At 64.0% G+C, this 15,983-nt stretch carries 14 protein-coding genes; 9 read left to right on the forward strand and 5 right to left on the reverse strand.

Going from position 1 to position 15,983, the window contains the following annotated elements:
- Positions 1-47 precede the first annotated feature (47 nt).
- The 3 genes from QWJ37_RS12000 to QWJ37_RS12010 all read left to right on the forward strand — a co-directional run bounded on the left by QWJ37_RS12000 (position 48) and on the right by QWJ37_RS12010 (position 4,613).
- Positions 48-1,499: a dicarboxylate/amino acid:cation symporter gene (locus QWJ37_RS12000; protein WP_290245395.1), complete on the forward strand. Its 1,452-nt coding sequence runs from the start codon at positions 48-50 to the stop codon at positions 1,497-1,499.
- 118 nt (positions 1,500-1,617) lie between these two features.
- Positions 1,618-2,253: a Maf family protein gene (locus QWJ37_RS12005; RefSeq protein WP_227928940.1), complete on the forward strand. Its 636-nt coding sequence runs from the start codon at positions 1,618-1,620 to the stop codon at positions 2,251-2,253.
- A gap of 554 nt (positions 2,254-2,807) precedes the next feature.
- Positions 2,808-4,613 (forward strand): biotin carboxylase N-terminal domain-containing protein, encoded by a 1,806-nt coding sequence (locus QWJ37_RS12010; protein ID WP_227904305.1) that lies wholly within the window; start codon positions 2,808-2,810, stop codon positions 4,611-4,613.
- Between the two features lie 74 nt (positions 4,614-4,687).
- Here the strand turns inward: QWJ37_RS12010 and QWJ37_RS12015 are convergent, their stop codons facing one another.
- Together QWJ37_RS12015 and QWJ37_RS12020 are read right to left on the reverse strand one after the other, a co-directional pair.
- Complete coding sequence (locus QWJ37_RS12015) at positions 4,688-6,106, reverse strand: MFS transporter (protein WP_227904304.1); 1,419 nt, start codon at positions 6,104-6,106, stop codon at positions 4,688-4,690.
- Between the two features lie 179 nt (positions 6,107-6,285).
- Complete coding sequence (locus QWJ37_RS12020) at positions 6,286-7,692, reverse strand: NAD(P)H-quinone dehydrogenase (RefSeq protein WP_227904303.1); 1,407 nt, start codon at positions 7,690-7,692, stop codon at positions 6,286-6,288.
- Between the two features lie 93 nt (positions 7,693-7,785).
- Here QWJ37_RS12020 and QWJ37_RS12025 point away from each other — a divergent pair, with 93 nt between their 5' ends.
- The 3 genes from QWJ37_RS12025 to QWJ37_RS12035 are packed head-to-tail and all read left to right on the forward strand — an operon-like array spanning position 7,786 to position 10,973.
- Complete coding sequence (locus QWJ37_RS12025; RefSeq protein ID WP_290245396.1) at positions 7,786-8,586, forward strand: purine-nucleoside phosphorylase; 801 nt, start codon at positions 7,786-7,788, stop codon at positions 8,584-8,586.
- Between the two features lie 42 nt (positions 8,587-8,628).
- Complete coding sequence (locus tag QWJ37_RS12030; RefSeq protein WP_290245397.1) at positions 8,629-10,398, forward strand: phospho-sugar mutase; 1,770 nt, start codon at positions 8,629-8,631, stop codon at positions 10,396-10,398.
- Positions 10,399-10,415: 17 nt separating this feature from the next.
- Positions 10,416-10,973 carry a dihydrofolate reductase family protein gene (locus tag QWJ37_RS12035; protein WP_227904300.1) on the forward strand — a complete coding sequence of 186 codons (558 nt, stop codon included), beginning with the start codon at positions 10,416-10,418 and terminating at the stop codon, positions 10,971-10,973.
- A 15-nt stretch (positions 10,974-10,988) separates the two neighbouring features.
- Here the strand turns inward: QWJ37_RS12035 and QWJ37_RS12040 are convergent, their stop codons facing one another.
- From QWJ37_RS12040 to QWJ37_RS12050, 3 genes are all read right to left on the reverse strand, one after another.
- Positions 10,989-12,563 (reverse strand): EAL domain-containing protein, encoded by a 1,575-nt coding sequence (locus QWJ37_RS12040; protein WP_290245398.1) that lies wholly within the window; start codon positions 12,561-12,563, stop codon positions 10,989-10,991.
- A complete protein-coding gene (locus QWJ37_RS12045; RefSeq protein WP_227904298.1) occupies positions 12,560-13,006 on the reverse strand; it encodes an STAS/SEC14 domain-containing protein in 447 nt (148 codons plus the stop codon). Before QWJ37_RS12045 ends, QWJ37_RS12040 begins: the two co-directional genes overlap by 4 nt.
- Positions 13,007-13,162: 156 nt before the next feature.
- Complete coding sequence (locus QWJ37_RS12050) at positions 13,163-14,191, reverse strand: hypothetical protein (RefSeq protein WP_290245399.1); 1,029 nt, start codon at positions 14,189-14,191, stop codon at positions 13,163-13,165.
- Between the two features lie 501 nt (positions 14,192-14,692).
- On the opposite strand from QWJ37_RS12050, the gene deoC reads away from it, so the two are divergent.
- The 3 genes from deoC (at position 14,693) to QWJ37_RS12065 (ending at position 15,959) form a co-directional block, all read left to right on the forward strand.
- Positions 14,693-15,367, forward strand: coding sequence for a deoxyribose-phosphate aldolase (deoC, locus tag QWJ37_RS12055; RefSeq protein WP_227904296.1), 675 nt, complete (start codon positions 14,693-14,695; stop codon positions 15,365-15,367).
- A 41-nt stretch (positions 15,368-15,408) separates the two neighbouring features.
- Positions 15,409-15,660, forward strand: coding sequence for a hypothetical protein (locus tag QWJ37_RS12060; RefSeq protein WP_227904295.1), 252 nt, complete (start codon positions 15,409-15,411; stop codon positions 15,658-15,660).
- A gap of 161 nt (positions 15,661-15,821) precedes the next feature.
- Positions 15,822-15,959, forward strand: coding sequence for a hypothetical protein (locus QWJ37_RS12065; RefSeq protein ID WP_227904294.1), 138 nt, complete (start codon positions 15,822-15,824; stop codon positions 15,957-15,959).
- Positions 15,960-15,983: the final 24 nt, after the last annotated feature.

The following is a 15,983-nucleotide window of genomic DNA, read 5'->3' on the forward strand; positions in this document are numbered from 1 at the left end:
GCAACTTTCGCGCCCGTCTGGTATTGGCCTGCGGCTAGAGTCTTTCCGTGACCTCACAGACCTCCTCCCCTGAAACCCCCGCCCGGCGGCTGCCCCGATGGATGACCTCCTTCGGACCGCAGATCATTGTCGCCCTCATTGCGGGCCTGGCCCTGGGCCTGCTGGCCAAGTCAATGGGCACGGCCGGTGACGAGCCGAACTGGCTGACCACCACCTTGAACACCATCGGCACCAGCTACGTGTCGCTGCTCAAGGCCGCCGTCGTGCCGCTGATCTTCACCGCCGTCGTCAGCTCCATCGCCAACCTGCGCGCCGTCTCCAATGCGGCCCGGCTGGCATGGCAGACCCTGCTCTGGTTCGCCATCACGGCACTGATCAGCGTGGTCATCGGCATCCTGCTCGGTGTCCTGCTGCAGCCCGGCAGCAACGCCGATGTTGAACCGGCCGAGGAGTACCGGGGCAGCCAGGGCAGCTGGCTCGGCTTCCTGACCGGACTGATCCCGGCGAACTTCCTGGGCCTGGGTGCCAGCTCCAAGATGGCTGAATCCGGTGCGCTGACCACCAGCGTCAGCTTCAACGTGCTGCAGATCCTGGTCATCGCGATCGCTGTCGGCATCGCAGCCCTGAAGGTGGGCAAGGCCGCAGAGCCCTTCCTTAACCTGAACGCCTCCGCGCTGGCCGTCATCCAGAAGGTGCTGTGGTGGATCATCCGCCTGGCTCCGGTGGGCACCGTCGGCCTGATCGGCACGGCCGTGGCCACCTACGGCTGGGACACCATCGGCTCCCTGGGCATGTTCGCCCTGACCGTCTACATCGGCCTGGCACTGGTGCTGTTCGGCGTCTACCCGGTGCTGATCAAGGCACACGGCCTCTCCATCCGCCAGTGGTTCTCCGGCGCCTGGCCCGCCATCCAGCTGGCCTTCGTTTCCCGCTCCTCCGTGGGCACGCTGCCCCTGACCCAGCGGGTCACCGAACGCAACCTTGGTGTCCCCCGCGCCTACGCCTCCTTCGCCGTGCCGCTGGGCGCCACCACCAAGATGGACGGCTGCGCCTCGATCTACCCGGCCGTCTCGGCCATCTTCGTGGCACAGTTCTTCGGCATCGATCTGGGCTTCAAGGAGTACCTGCTGATCGCCCTGGTCTCCGTCCTGGGCTCGGCCGCGACCGCCGGAACCACCGGCGCCGTCGTTATGCTGACGCTGACGCTGTCCACCCTGGGCCTGCCGCTGGCCGGCGTCGGCCTGCTCCTGGCCATCGACCCGATCCTGGACATGGGCCGGACCGCCGTGAACGTGGCCGGACAGACCGTGGTGCCCACCTTGGTGGCCAAGCGCAACGGGCTGCTTGATGCCGGTCTCTACGGCGCCAAGCGACAGGGCGATCCCTTCGCCGACGACTCCGAGCAGATCGAGGTCCCGCAGGTGGACGGACGCCAGGACGCGGCACCCCGCGATGCTGCCCCCCAGGATACGGCCCAGGTCACCGAATCCCGGAGCTGATCCACCCCGCATCCCGAACGCCGGGCCGCCCATTTACCGGGCGGCCCGGCGTTCGGCGTTTTAACGCTGTTCCCCACCGGTTACCGTGCCGGTTCGCGCCAGCACTAGGCTGGATGCCGTGACCAACCCGAACCTGAGCCTCATTCTGGCCTCCGCCTCCCCCGCCCGTACCAAGCTGCTGACCGATGCCGGCATTTCCCACTCCGTCCTGGTGTCGGACGTGGATGAAGATGCCGTCACCGCCCGCTATGGCCTCACCGATCCGCATGACACCGCCCTGCTGCTGGCCCGCGCCAAGGCCGAGGCCGTGGCTGCTCTTCCCGACGCCGAGGGCGCCCTGGTGATCGGCTGCGATTCGGTCTTCGAGTTCGACGGCGAAGCGCACGGCAAACCCTGGGAGGCCGACGTTGCCCGCGAACGGATCCGCCGCATGAGCGGATCCTCCGGCGTCCTGCACACCGGACACTGGCTGGTGGACTGCCGCGACACGGATGAGGACGGCTCGGGAGCGACTCTCGGAGCCGTGAGTTCCGCCGAGGTGCACTTCGCGAAACTCACCGAAGATGAAATCGAGGCGTACATTGCTACGGGTGAGCCGCTGCAGGTGGCGGGGTCCTTCACCATCGATTCCCTTGGCGGCGCGTTCATCGAGCGAGTCGACGGCGATCCCCACGCCGTCGTCGGGCTTTCCGTCTCCACGCTGCGCCAGCTGTTGGCCAGCGCCGGGGTCCGGATTATCGACCTCTGGAAGTAACCCTCTTCAACACCCGCCGGTAGTACAGATAACGGCCTTATCCGGTGTCCAAAAGCGCGTTATCTGTACTATCGATGCCGGCTGAGGCCCCTGGTCATGGCCTGCTGGGCGGTTTTGAGCGGGACCAGGACCAGGCGCGGTGGACCAAAGCTCCGACGGTGCTCACTGACAATCTGGTCTGCCATCACTATGGGTTCATTCCGTGTCAGCATTCCGGCGCAGTCCAACCAGGTGCGGGCAACAGCCGTGGAATGGCTCACGACGGCATCAGGGTCAGATCGATGTACGGCCGGCAGCTGGCCGCAAGACGAAACGACCCGTCTGCAGGCACCCGGATGGAGCGGCTGGGAACACGGAGATCCGAAGCCCGCAACCTCCCGCGACTTAGCCCCAGCGGTTCAGCGGCTGGCAGGGTGAAGGGTGCGGCAACGACGCCACCTTTGTAGAATCCCCACAACTATCCGGTACCTCCCACGCAGAAACAGCACGCATTATGGCTCATCACCACAAAACCGCGCTAGGCTCCGAACAGATCAAAAGGAGCCAGTGCACCAATGAGCCAGAACACCCCCGAGCCTTCCGCGACAGCCGCCAAGGCACTCACCAAGATCCTCATTGCCAACCGCGGCGAGATTGCCGTACGGGTTATCCGCGCCGCGCGGGACGAAGGCATTGCGGCCGTTGCCGTCTACGCGGATCCCGACCGCGATGCCCTGCACGTGCGCCTGGCCGATGAAGCCTATGCACTGGGCGGCAGCACTGCTGCCGAATCCTACCTGGACATGGACAAAATCCTGGACGCGGCTGCCCGCTCCGGCGCTGATGCCATCCATCCCGGGTACGGTTTCCTGTCCGAAAATGCGGAGTTTGCCGCGCGCGTCATCGACGCCGGCCTCACCTGGATCGGCCCCTCGCCCAGCGCCATCTCCTCCCTCGGAGACAAGGTCCAGGCCCGCCATATTGCAGCCAAGGTCGGTGCCCCGCTGGTACCCGGCACCCCGGACCCGGTGGAAACCGCACAGGACGTGCTGGACTTCGCCGACCGGCATGGCCTGCCCCTGGCCATCAAAGCCGCCTTCGGCGGCGGCGGACGCGGCATCAAGGTGGCACGCAGCCGCGAGGAAATCCCCGAAATGTTCGAATCGGCCGTCCGTGAGGCCACAGCCGCCTTCGGCCGCGGCGAGTGCTTCATTGAGCGTTTCCTCGACGCGCCCCGCCACGTGGAAACCCAATGCCTGGCCGATGCCTACGGCAACGTTGTGGTTGTTTCCACCCGCGACTGCTCCCTCCAGCGCCGCAACCAGAAACTTGTTGAGGAAGCTCCTGCGCCTTTCCTCACCGAAGAGCAGAACGCCAGCCTTTACGCGGCCTCGAAGGCAATCCTCAAGGAAGCCGGCTACCAGGGCGCCGGAACCTGCGAGTTCCTCGTGGGTACGGACGGCACCATTTCCTTCCTCGAGGTGAATACCCGGCTCCAGGTGGAACACCCGGTATCCGAAGAGGTCACGGGCCTGGACCTGGTCCGGGAGCAGTTCCGCATCGCCCGCGGCGAAGCCCTGGGCTACAACGACCCCGAAATCCGCGGCCATGCCTTCGAATTCCGCATCAACGGCGAGGATCCCGGGCGCAACTTCATGCCCGCACCCGGCACGGTCACGGCATTCAAACTGCCCACCGGCCCCGGCGTACGCGTGGACTCCGGCATTGAAGCCGGTGAAACGGTGGGCGGGAACTTCGATTCCATGCTTGCCAAGCTCATTGTCACGGGTGCCACCCGCCAGCAGGCACTGCAGCGTGCCCGCCGCGCACTGGCGGAAATGGATGTGGCCGGTCTGCCTACCGTGCTGCCCTTCCACCGCAGCGTTGCTGCGCATCCGGCGTTCACCGCCGAGGACGCGTTCGGCGTCCACACCCGCTGGATCGAGACGGATTTCGCCAACACGATTCCGGTCTGGGACGGCGAGGCCGGCGCGGCGAACGACGACGACGAGCGCCGCCGCGTGACGGTGGAAGTGGGCGGAAAACGCCTCGAGGTGGTGCTGCCGGCGGGCCTCGGTGCACCGGCAGCGTCCAACGGTGCCCGCAACGGCTCGAACGGCAAGGGCCGGAAGCGTTCCCGCGGTGGCGTCTCCACTGCAGCCGCCGGTGATGACCTGACGTCCCCGATGCAGGGAACCATCGTCAAGGTGGCCGTGGAAGACGGGTCGGCTGTCCGTGAGGGTGACCTGGTGGTGGTGCTGGAGGCCATGAAGATGGAGCAGCCCATCACGGCCCACAAGTCCGGCACAGTCACCGGCCTGACGGCAGCTCCCGGCGCCACGGTCTCCGCCGGCGCGGTCATCGCTTCCATCCGGGACTAGGCCCGGACAGCGCCACATACGAAAGGCCCGGCTCCCCCTGTTCGGGGAGCCGGGCCTTTCGCATTTGAACGGACCTAGGAAGCCTTCACGGTCTCACTTGAGTTGTTCTCGTAATCGACGTCGCGGGTCTCCCTGGTGACGAACAGGGCAATCAGGGTCAGTACGGCCATGGAGCTGAGGTAGATGCCCACCAGCCACGGGCTGCCGTCCGCTGCCTGCCACAGGGCGACGGCAATGAACGGCGCCACGGCTGCGCCCAGGATGGAAGAAACGTTGTAGGCAATGGCTGATCCGGTGTATCGGACGTTCGTGGGGAAGAGCTCCGGCAGCATGGCACCCATGGGACCGAAGGTCAGGCCCATCAGGGTGAAACCGATGATCAGCAGGGTCATCACACCGGCGGTGCCGCCGTCGAACAGCGGAGCGAAGCTGAACCCGAAGAGGAAGATGGCCCCGGTCACGGCCAGCAGCGTCTTGCGGCGGCCGAACTTTTCAGCCAGCGGGCCGGAGACCATCGTGAAGATGCCGAAGAACACCACACCCACAATCAGCATGATCAGGAAGTCGTTGCGGGCGTAGCCAAGGCCGGGGGCAAAGGACTCGGGGTCGAAGATCTTGCCTGCCTTTTCAGCGGCCGCACGGGCCGCCTCCTCGGTTTTCGCTGCCGTGCCGTAGGAGAGGGTGAACGTGGTCATCAGGTAGAAGAGCACGTAGGTGGCCAGCATGATGAAGGTGCCGGCAATCATGGCGCGCCAGCTGAACCGGAAGACCCGGCCCAACGGCAGCTTGCTGACTTCGCCGGAGTCCACGGCCTTCTGGAAGGCAGGGGTTTCCACCAGCTTCATGCGTACGTACAGGCCGATGATGACCATCACGGCGCTGGCGAGGAACGGGACACGCCAACCCCAGGAATCGAACTGCTCGTTGTCCAGGTTGATGCTGAGGATCAGGAAGAGGCCGTTGGCCAGGATGAATCCGATGGGAGCACCCAGCTGCGGGAAGGTTCCCCAGACAGCGCGCTTGTTGGCCGGCGCATTCTCGGTGGCCAGCAGTGCTGCACCGCTCCACTCGCCGCCGAGCGCCAGGCCCTGGGCGAAGCGCATAACCACCAGCAGGGCCGGAGCCCAGAAGGACCAGCCGGACATCTCGGCGGTGGGCAGGCAGCCGATGAGGAATGTGGCAATGCCCATGGTCAGCAGGGATGCCACCAGGGTTCCCTTGCGCCCGACCTTGTCACCGAAATGTCCGAAAATGATCGACCCGAGCGGGCGGGCAATGAAGGCGACCCCGAAGACCGCGAACGAGCTCAGCAGGGCCGTTGCGCCCTCCGCATTGGGGAAGAACAGCCTGGGGAAGACCAGGACGGCGGCGGTCGCATAGACGTAAAAGTCGTAGAACTCGATGGAGGTGCCAACAAGGCTGGCAACTACCACGCGGCTCTTGGAATTGGCCTTTGCCGGCGCCTGCGCCGTGGAGGGATTCGTAGTAGACATTTGGTGGTCTTTCGCAAGAGGAATTGAAGTATCCACATCGTAGGAGCCCGCGTCCGTTATCTGAGACTCGTGTCCACATATTGGACTAATATTTCTTTCCGGAGCCGCAGACGGCACAAAAAAACCCGCGCCCGGGACGGATATTCCGTCCCGGGCGCGGGATATACAAGCGTAGAACGCTACATGTGTACGTGCAGGCGCCGTGCAGCCTCGGAAATGGAACCGGTGAGGGACGGGTAGACCGTGAAGGTGTTCGCCAGGTCATCCACGTGCAGCTTCTGCGAGACGGCAATGGCAATCGGGAAGATGAGCTCGGAGGCACGCGGTCCCACCACTACACCGCCAATTACCGTGCCGGAGCCCTTGCGCGAAATGATCTTTACGAAGCCCTCCTGCACATCCATCATCTTGGCCCGCGCATTGGTGTGCAGCGAGAGCTTGATGACGTCGCCCTGATAACGGCCTTCGGCGACGTCGGACTCGCTGACGCCTACCGAGGCAATTTCCGGTGACGTGAAGATGTTGGAGGCCACCTGCTTGAGCTTGAGCGGCTTCACGCCGTCGCCCATGAGGTGGGCCACGGCAATACGTCCCTGCATGGCGGCCACGGAGGCAAGGTTGAACACGCCGGTGCAGTCACCTGCGGCGTAGACGTTCGGCGCCGTGGTGCGGGAGACGCCGTCGACCTTGATCTGTCCGCGGTCATCCAGCTGGATGCCGGCTTCCTCAAGCCCGATTCCGGCGGTGTTGGGGATGGCACCCACGGCCACCAGGCAGTGGCTGCCTTCCACGGTGCGGCCGTCGGACAGCGTCACGAGCACGCCCTGGCCGGTATTCTTCACCGAATCTGCGCGGGAACGGTTCAGGACGGTCATGCCGCGGGCCTGGAACACGTCCTCGAGGACGACGGCGGCGTCGGCGTCTTCGCCCGGCAGCACGCGGTCGCGGCTGGAGATCAGCGTGACCTTGGTGCCCAGCCCGTTGTACGCGGAAGCAAACTCAGCACCTGTCACACCGGAGCCGATGACGATCAGGTGTTCGGGCACCTCGGTCAGGTTGTAGATCTGCTTCCAGGTGAAAATGCGTTCGCCGTCGGGCATGGATGTCTCCAGCTCGCGCGGGTTCGCACCGGTGGCGATCAGCAGCGCCTCCGCTTCAACGGTTTCCACGCTGCCGTCCGCTGCCGTGACCTCGATGGTGTGGTTGTCCAGCAGCCGGCCGTCGCCGATTTTGACCTTCACTCCCACCCGCTCAAGGGTGCGGCGGATGTCATTTGACTGCTCCTTGGCCAGTGCCAGCAGACGGTGGTTGACCACCTTCAGGTCTGCGTACACCGGGGACTCGACGTCGCCGAATTCCACTCCGAGGTTTCGTGCAGCGGTCAGGCGTGTCATCACGTCCGCCGTCGCGATCAGCGTCTTGGAGGGGACAACGTCGGTCAGCACCGCGGAGCCGCCCAGGCCCTGCCGCTCTACAACGGTTACGTCCGCTCCGAGGGAAGCCGCTACCAGAGCAGCTTCGTAGCCGCCGGGGCCTCCTCCAAGAATCGCAATTTTCCGGGCAGTAAAATCTAGTTGGCTCGTCACAAGGCTCTATTCTGTCCCATCCAGTGACGGCGCTCAAACGGTGCCCTTTCGCAGTGCGCCCAGCCCCCATCCATTACACGGTAGGTTGGTTAAGTGACTAACGACCCATTTGAACTTGCCCAGCAGGCCGCCGACTACATTGCCGAGCACACTGGCGTGCCCTCCCATGACATCGCCCTGGTCCTCGGCAGCGGCTGGGGGGAAGCGGCCGAGCTGATCGGCGAGACCACCGCAACCCTGTCCGCCGCGGATATTCCCGGTTTCTCGGCCCCCGCAGTGCAGGGCCATGTGGGCACCATCCGCTCCGTACTCACCACTGACGGCAAGCGTGCACTGGTGCTCGGCGCCCGCACCCATTACTACGAGGGCAAGGGTGTCCGCGCCGTCGTCCACGGTGTCCGGACCGCGGCAGCAGCCGGCGCCCAGGTCATGGTCCTGACCAACGGCTGCGGCGGGCTGAACCCGGACTGGCAGCCCGGCACCCCGGTGCTGATCAGCGACCACCTGAACCTCACGGCAACGTCGCCGCTTGAAGGTGCCACGTTCGTGGACCTGACCGACCTCTACTCCTCACGCCTGCGGGACGTTGCCCGCAGCGTCGACCCCACCCTGGATGAGGGCGTCTACGCCCAGTTCACCGGCCCGCACTATGAGACCCCCGCCGAAGTCCGCTACGCCAAGACCATCGGGGCGGACCTCGTGGGAATGTCCACCGCACTGGAAGCCATTGCAGCCCGCCACGCCGGCATGGAGGTTTTCGGCATTTCCCTGGTAACCAACCTCGCCGCGGGCATCAGCCCGGTGGCGCTGAGCCACCAGGAAGTGCTGGAGGCCGGACAGGCTGCCGGTCCCCGTATTTCCAAGCTGCTCGCCGAGATCATCAACCGCATCTAGCCGGCAATCTTCAACCGGCCACCCCAATCGTAGGTACACATCATGACTAGCAACCCCGTTGAACTGGACGCACTCACCGCCGCTGCGCGGGCATGGGCGGACAGTGACCCCGATCCGGACACCGCCCGCGAGCTGCGCTCACTCCTGCGCACCCTTGAAGGCGGTGAAGGCACAGAGGACGAAGTTGCCGCAGCTGCCCTGGACCTGGCAGACCGGTTCGCCGGCACACTGGAGTTCGGCACCGCCGGGCTCCGGGCCGCCCTTGGCGCCGGCCCGCGCCGGATGAACCGGGTGGTGGTGCGGCGCACCGCTGCCGGCATCGCTTCCTTCCTGCAGGAGACCGCCGGGGACAACTGGACCCCAAGCGCGGTCATTGGGTACGACGCCCGGCACAAATCCAAGGATTTCGCTCTGGAAACCGCTGCGGTCTTCGGCGCGGCAGGCATCGAAACCTTCCTGCTGCCCTGCACGCTACCGACGCCGCTGCTGGCCTACGCGGTCCGCGCCCTGGATACGGATGCCGGTGTAATGGTCACGGCGAGCCATAACCCCGCACTGGACAACGGCTACAAGGTCTACCTCGGCGGACGCACCGTGAAGGGGCCTGGCCGCGGCGCGCAGATCGTGACACCCTACGACGCGGAGATCGCGGCACGGATTGACTACTCGACGCCGCTGGGCTCCATCGACCTGGCACCGGACGGCTACACCGAGGTGTCCGAGTCCCTGATTGCGGATTACATTGGAGCGGTGGACCGGCTGATGCATGCCGAGGGCTACCCGGAACGGGACCTGGACATTGTCCTCACACCGATGCATGGCGTCGGCGGAGAGACCATGACCGCGGTGCTGCGCGGTGCCGGGTTCACCAAGGTGAAGCTGGTGCCGGAGCAGGCCCTGCCCGATCCGGACTTCCCCACCGTGGCCTTCCCCAACCCGGAGGAACCCGGTGCCCTGGACCTGGCACTGAAGCTGGCCAAGGAACGAAACGCGGATCTGGTGCTGGCCAATGATCCCGACGCGGACCGCGCCGCTGTCGCGGCAAAGGATCCCGCCACGGATGAATGGCGGATGTTGCGCGGTGACGAGGTGGGTGCCCTGCTGGGCCGCCACATAGCCCGCAGGATTGCCGCCGGACGCTGGAAGGTTCGGGGCGAGAAAACCCGCTCGAATGTGGTTTTCGCGAACTCGATTGTCTCCTCCCGTCTTCTGGCCCGCATCGCCGAGTCTGCCGGGTTCGCTCACCAGGAAACCCTCACCGGCTTCAAATGGATCTCCCGGGTGCCCAAGCTGACCTACGGGTACGAAGAGGCGCTGGGCTACTGCGTGGCCCCGGGCCTGGTCCGTGACAAGGACGGCATCTCCGCCGGTGTGCTGCTGGCAGAGCTGGCAGCCTCGCTGAAGGCCGCCGGGCGGACGCTGTTCGATGAGCTCGACGACCTGGCGCTGGAGCACGGGCTGCACCAGAGTGACCAGCTCTCGGTGCGGGTGGACAACCTCGCCCTCCTCACGGAAATGATGGACCGGCTGCGAGCGAACCCGCCCGCATCCTTCGCCGGCTCGCCGGTGGAAACCGCCGTCGATCTGGCCGAAGGCGCGGACGGCCTGCCGCCCACAGACGGCCTGCGGTACATTACCCGGGATGGCACCCGGGTCATCATCCGTCCCAGCGGAACCGAGCCAAAGCTCAAGTGCTACCTCGAAGTCATTGAACCTGTGGGATCGGCAGACGACCTGCCGGCGGCGCGGTCCAAGGCGCGGGAGTCGCTGGATGCCGTGCTCGCAGATGTCAGGGCGGCCCTGGGACTGTAACCAGGCAGGAGGCCGGCATGGGACGGCTGATCTATACGGCAATCACTTCGCTGGACGGCTATGTCGCTGACGAGTCAGGTTCCTTCGACTGGAGCATGCCCGATGAGGAAGTGCACCGCTTCGTCAACAACCTGGAACGCGGCGTCGGCACGCAGCTCCTCGGCCGGCGGATGTATGAGGTGATGTCCTATTGGGACACCGTGGAGACAGAGAACGAACCGGCGGCTGTGCAGGACTATGCCCGCATCTGGCGGGGAGCGGAGAAGGTGGTGTTTTCCCGCTCCCTCGCCGGAGTCTCCGCGCCGCTCACCCGTCTGGAACGTGAGTTCGATCCGGACGCCGTGCAACGGCTCAAGGCGGAGTCCGACGCCGATCTCTCAGTGGGCGGAGCAGAACTCGCCGGCCGGGCGCTGCGGACCGGGCTCGTTGACGAACTGCAGCAGCTGCTCTCCCCCGTGATTGTCGGCGGTGGCCGGCATTTCCTGCCTGCGGGGCTGCGGCTGGAGCTGGACCTGCAGGAGGAGCGCCGGTTCGGTAACGGGGTGGTGTTTCTGCGCTACCTCGTGCGGAACTGACGTCCGGGCGGGCGCCTAGGCAACCAGTTCGGTTGCCAGTGGCAGCCGGCTGCCACTGGCAAGGAGGGTGCCTACCTGCTCCTCGTTAATGGGCCGGCTGAAGTAGTAGCCCTGTCCGCTGCAGCATCCCATCTCGCGCAGCTTCCCCGCCTGCTGTTCTGTCTCGATCCCTTCGAACACCGCTTCCATCCCGGCCGCCCGGATCAGCTGATGCACGGCGTCCACGAATTTCAGCTGTCCCTCGTCACCGCAGATGTCCGCGATCAGCGTCCGGTCCACCTTGACCGTGTGCACAGGCAGCCGGCGCAGGTAACTGATGGAGGAATAGCCGGTGCCGAAATCGTCAATCTCCAGGCGGACGCCAAGCGCCTTGAGCGAGCGCATTGAGTAGGTCTCCACATCCCCGCTGCCCACAAAGGCACTCTCGGTGATTTCCAGGACCAGCTCCTGGGGTGATGCCCCCGTGTCGCGCAGGACCGAGCGGACATAGTCCACCAGGTCCATGGCCTGCAGCTCGGCCGCACTGACGTTGACCCGAACGTGGAAATCTTCCCGGTGCTCTGCGTGCCTGCGCCACTCGGCGAGCTGTTCCAGCGCCTTACGCAGCACCCAGCGTCCGATCTGCAGAATCGCACCGCTTTCCTCGGCGAGGGGGATGAACATGTCCGGCATTACCAGGCCCTGGGCCGGGTGCTGCCAGCGGACCAGGACCTCCACGCCCTGCATGTGGCCCGTCACCAGATCAACAACGGGCTGGTACACCAGACGCAGCTCGTCGCGCTCCACTGCGCTGCGCAGTTCAGAGGCCATTTCACGCCGCAGCTGCCGGGCGTACAGCATGACCGGCTCAAAGGACCGCACCAGGCCCGGCCCTTCTTCCTTGGCAACGTACATAGCGGTATCGGCGCACAGCAGCAGGTCGTCAGCGGTTTGGCCCGTTTCTGCCACGTGGACGCCGATGCTGGCGCGCGGCCAGACATCCAGTTCCTCGACCTTGGTCCGGATTCCCAGTGCATTCTGGATCCGTTCGGCCACTCCGCGCGCAGAAAGGCGCCCGACGGCGGGAACCAGCACGGCGAACTCGTCGCCGCCCAGCCGCGCAACGGAGCTCCCCTCCGGCACCGAGGCAAGCAGGCGTGCTGCCACCTCCTGCAGCACCACGTCCCCCGCGTGGTGCCCGAAGCTGTCATTGATCTCCTTGAAGCCGTCAAGGTCGATCATCAGCACGCCGGGCGCCGATGGGCCGCCATCCCAGTTCATCAGTGACTGCTGCACATGCTGCATCAGTGCGATGCGGTTGCCCAGCCCGGTCAAGGGATCGGAGAGGGCCATGCGCTGCATCTGCCTGTGAGCTTCACGGAGTTCCAGCGTCCGGGTTTCCACCCGCTGCTCCATGTCCTGGTAGATGTCGTCCAGCTCGGAGGCAAGCAGATTGATGCCGGTGCTGACAGCATCGATCTGGTCACGGGCAGGGGAAACCGGGATCTTGGAGGTCAGGTTCCCGGCAGCGATGCTGACAATGCCCTCGACAATCCGGTCAAGGCGCGGGTCCTCCGGCAGCTGGCCGGACTCAGTTGGTGCGTCTGTCATGGTGCGTGCCGTTTCAGCCAATCCAGTGCGTCTTTTTCACGGGAAAAATACCGTGTGGGACAGGGCTGGACTTCGCCGCCCAGCAGGAAATTGGCTATCACCCTGTCCACGGGAGATATGCCGATCACTGCAACTGCGGACAGGGAACGGGCTGCACTGAAAATGTCCCGGGCGGTACGGGAAATGGATTCCACACCTGTCAGGGTGAGCAGCAGCGGCAGGCGCCGGACGCCGGCCAGGTTCTCGATCTCCTGGGCTGCTTCCGCAGCCATGGCTCCGGTAACCACCTGTCCGGGCGGCAGTACCAGCGTGATTTTGCCGTCCGCTGTCATACCCACCCGGGCACTCTCCGCGAGCGGTTCCGCACGCATCTCCTCTGCGGCGTCCATACGTTCCGGATGGTTCCCGGGACTGCTTTCCTGCACCGTATTCTGTCTTGCCATAGCTCCCCCAAGTCGCCGCGCAGGACCTCAATGCAGCGGATTTGCCATTTCGGTCTGGAGGACGGATTGGAGCTTGCCTGACCAGACCTGTAACCCTGTTTGTATTGTGCGCCTTCGATGCTTAAATATCGAGTTATTGTCTCGACGTGTCTCGCCTTATCGAGCCGACTGCCCAAGGGCGTCTCTGATTTTCCGCGAATCGGCCGCCAGCACCTCGGCTCCTACCTCGGTAAAGATGCGTTCGCTTTTCTGCGCGCATTCCATGGCAGCAGCTTCCTGCCCCAGTGCGTCGAGGCAGCGGGCGCGCAACTGGAGCGTACGTCCCAGGAGGAAGGGGTAAGGACCGGCTACTTTGGCTTCGATCGAAATCAGCAACTTGTCAGCTATACCCGGATTTCCAGTCTCGAGCTCCCACCAGGCCCGGGTGATTGTAATCTCATAACCGTCTATTTCAGTCACCCGGACAACCTCGTAGGCGACCTCTGCACGCTCAATGCACTCTACCGTTTCCTGGGTGACTAAGCCTGAGGCTAACCGCATATGAGCGGAGGCCTTGTTGAAAAGTCCCCAAAGACTGACATCGTCAACCATGGCAAGCGATTCTGCCGCCAATCGGTGATAATTCAATCCGGCACCGATCCGCCCAGACATGAACCCGGCATTACCTATCGCCCAATATGCCATTCCCGCAACGCGAGGCTGCGGCTCATCATCCAACATGCCGGCAAGACGCACAGCTTCTTCCCAGGCCGTTTCCGTATCGCCCTCCTCGGCCAGAGCGGCAACGAGAACATGTTGAACACTGAGCCGGCCTTCTGAAGACAACTCCTGCATTGGCAGCCGTGATGCCTCACGGGCTGTAACCAGTGCATCCCCCATCTCTCCCCTGTTGTGCATTGCCCGGGTGACGAGAACCTTTGCACGGGACTCATAATCGGGGTACTGCTTAATCGCATCGGTCTCAAACAGGTTTCCACAAGTTGCAATGCACTCGTCCATAAGGCCGAGCCCAAGTTGCAGTTCTGCCACATTGAAGGTCATACGACAGAATCCCCACCCGTCGTTGGCTTCAGCTGCTTTCGCAGCGGCAATCATGGAGTACTCAATCGCTGCGCCATAATCTCGGCGATCAACGGCCTGTCGAGCACGGTATTCGTTGAGGATGAATGCGGTGTTGCTATCCATTGCCCGGCACTTTCTCGCTGTGATAACCATCGATACCTGAACTCTAGCCTCAGGTGCGTTCCCACGTCGCGATAAACCGCGGTCTCCCGGATTGGGCGTGACAACCCTAGATCAACTTGTCCTCAGTTTTTCTACAAGTCTTCAGCTTAGGATAATCGGCTGAACCTTTGTATAGCTATACTTCGAGAGTCGTAGTTACTCATTAGGTTGATTTTAGGGGTAGAGAATGAAGAAACTGGGTGCAGCTCTGGCACTTGCCGCTGTTATTGCAGGAGCGGGAGTAGCGGCGCCGGCAACGGCAGCTGCCGCTCCGCTTTCTCCGTCCAACAACGTTGTAAAGCCCCTCAGCATGTGGCCGAACGGCTAATCACATAGCCGCAATGGCCCGGATTCCCTTCGAATTAGGGAATCCGGGCCATTGCTGTTTCACGTGCAGGCACCGCTGCTCCCCGGAAAATCTTCCCAGCAGTTAGCCGCGCCGCCCTATGGCAAAATGGATTCATGCCTACCCCTATTGCCTCTTACATTGACCACACGCTCCTGAAGCCGGAGGCCAGCCGCGAGGATATCCTTAAGGTCTGCGCCGAGGCAGCTGAATACGGTTTCAAGTCCGTCTGCGTGAATCCCCTCTGGGTCGGCACCGTCCGCACTGCGCTCAAGGGCAGCGGTGTGCTCACCTGTTCCGTCATCGGATTCCCGCTCGGAGCCACCACCACCGAAGTCAAGGTGTTCGAAGCCCAGGGAGCCCTCCAGGACGGCGCGGACGAGATCGACATGGTCATCGACATTGCCGCCGCCCGCCGGAATGACAAAACCGCCCTGGTCCGCGACATTGCCGCCGTTGCCGACGCAGTGCATGCTGCCGGCGGCATCCTGAAGGTCATCATCGAAACGTCGCTGCTCAATGACGAGCAGAAAGTCCTTGCCTGTGAGGCATCCGTTGAGGCCGGGGCGGACTTCGTCAAGACCTCCACCGGATTCAACGGCGGCGGTGCCACCGCTGAGGACGTTGCCCTGATGCGCCGCACCGTCGGACCCGACCTTGGTGTAAAGGCCTCGGGCGGGGTGCGTTCGCTCGAAGATGCCCAGGCAATGATCGACGCCGGAGCCACGCGTATCGGAGCCAGCTCAGGAATCGCTATTGTTAAGGGAAGCAAAGCCACGTCGGACTACTGACCCGCGAAGCTACAGAACACTTTTTGAAACGGAGAACTCCCATGGTTGGAACACGGTCGAAGCAGCCGACGCACTCGGGTGAGGGCCATCTGGTCAGCAACCTCATCACCTTTACCGTACTTTTCGCGCTCTTCTGCGGCGCTCTGTACTCGCTGAACTGGCTGACCCTGGGCAACGTCTGGCCCATGGCGATCCTGCTGGTAGTCGGCACCGCCGTCTACCTCGTGGCCTTCAGCATCGGCCGCTCCGACACCACCACGGAGCTGGCGAAGGGCTACTCGCACAACGAGTAAGTACCACCGACACACACTGATGCACCCGGACCGAGGCGGTCCGGGTGCATCAGTGTTTAAGCACCAGGTAGTGGCACGGTTCAAGCACTAGGTAGTGCCCGTTAGCAGGCAGGTAGGTCCTACTCTTAGCGCCCCATACGGCTTTTCCCTAGATTCTGCACATGACTACCATGATGACCCGCAGGGAATGGCGCCGGGACAGGGCACGGCAGCAGCGCATCACGTTCGTCGGTTACGCGGTACTCGCCTCCTGTGTGGTGGCTGCCGCCGTGCTTTTCGTGGTTGCCCTTACCGGCTAGCCGGGTTGCCCGCCCGGCTTCGTG

The organism is Arthrobacter sp. YD2, from assembly GCF_030410475.1.
GTDB classification, from domain to species: domain Bacteria; phylum Actinomycetota; class Actinomycetes; order Actinomycetales; family Micrococcaceae; genus Arthrobacter_B; species Arthrobacter_B zhangbolii.

Excerpts from the sequence above, each read along its gene's own strand:
- QWJ37_RS12030 (WP_290245397.1), top strand. The coding sequence starts at position 8,629 with ATGACTAGCAACCCCGTTGAACTGGACGCACTCACCGCCGCTGCGCGG.
- QWJ37_RS12010 (WP_227904305.1), top strand. The coding sequence starts at position 2,808 with ATGAGCCAGAACACCCCCGAGCCTTCCGCGACAGCCGCCAAGGCACTC.
- QWJ37_RS12050 (WP_290245399.1), bottom strand. The coding sequence starts at position 14,191 with ATGGATAGCAACACCGCATTCATCCTCAACGAATACCGTGCTCGACAG.
- QWJ37_RS12065 (WP_227904294.1), top strand. The coding sequence starts at position 15,822 with ATGACTACCATGATGACCCGCAGGGAATGGCGCCGGGACAGGGCACGG.
- QWJ37_RS12045 (WP_227904298.1), bottom strand. The coding sequence starts at position 13,006 with ATGGCAAGACAGAATACGGTGCAGGAAAGCAGTCCCGGGAACCATCCG.
- QWJ37_RS12015 (WP_227904304.1), bottom strand. The coding sequence starts at position 6,106 with ATGTCTACTACGAATCCCTCCACGGCGCAGGCGCCGGCAAAGGCCAAT.
- QWJ37_RS12040 (WP_290245398.1), bottom strand. The coding sequence starts at position 12,563 with ATGACAGACGCACCAACTGAGTCCGGCCAGCTGCCGGAGGACCCGCGC.
- QWJ37_RS12060 (WP_227904295.1), top strand. The coding sequence starts at position 15,409 with ATGGTTGGAACACGGTCGAAGCAGCCGACGCACTCGGGTGAGGGCCAT.
- QWJ37_RS12035 (WP_227904300.1), top strand. The coding sequence starts at position 10,416 with ATGGGACGGCTGATCTATACGGCAATCACTTCGCTGGACGGCTATGTC.
- deoC (WP_227904296.1), top strand. The coding sequence starts at position 14,693 with ATGCCTACCCCTATTGCCTCTTACATTGACCACACGCTCCTGAAGCCG.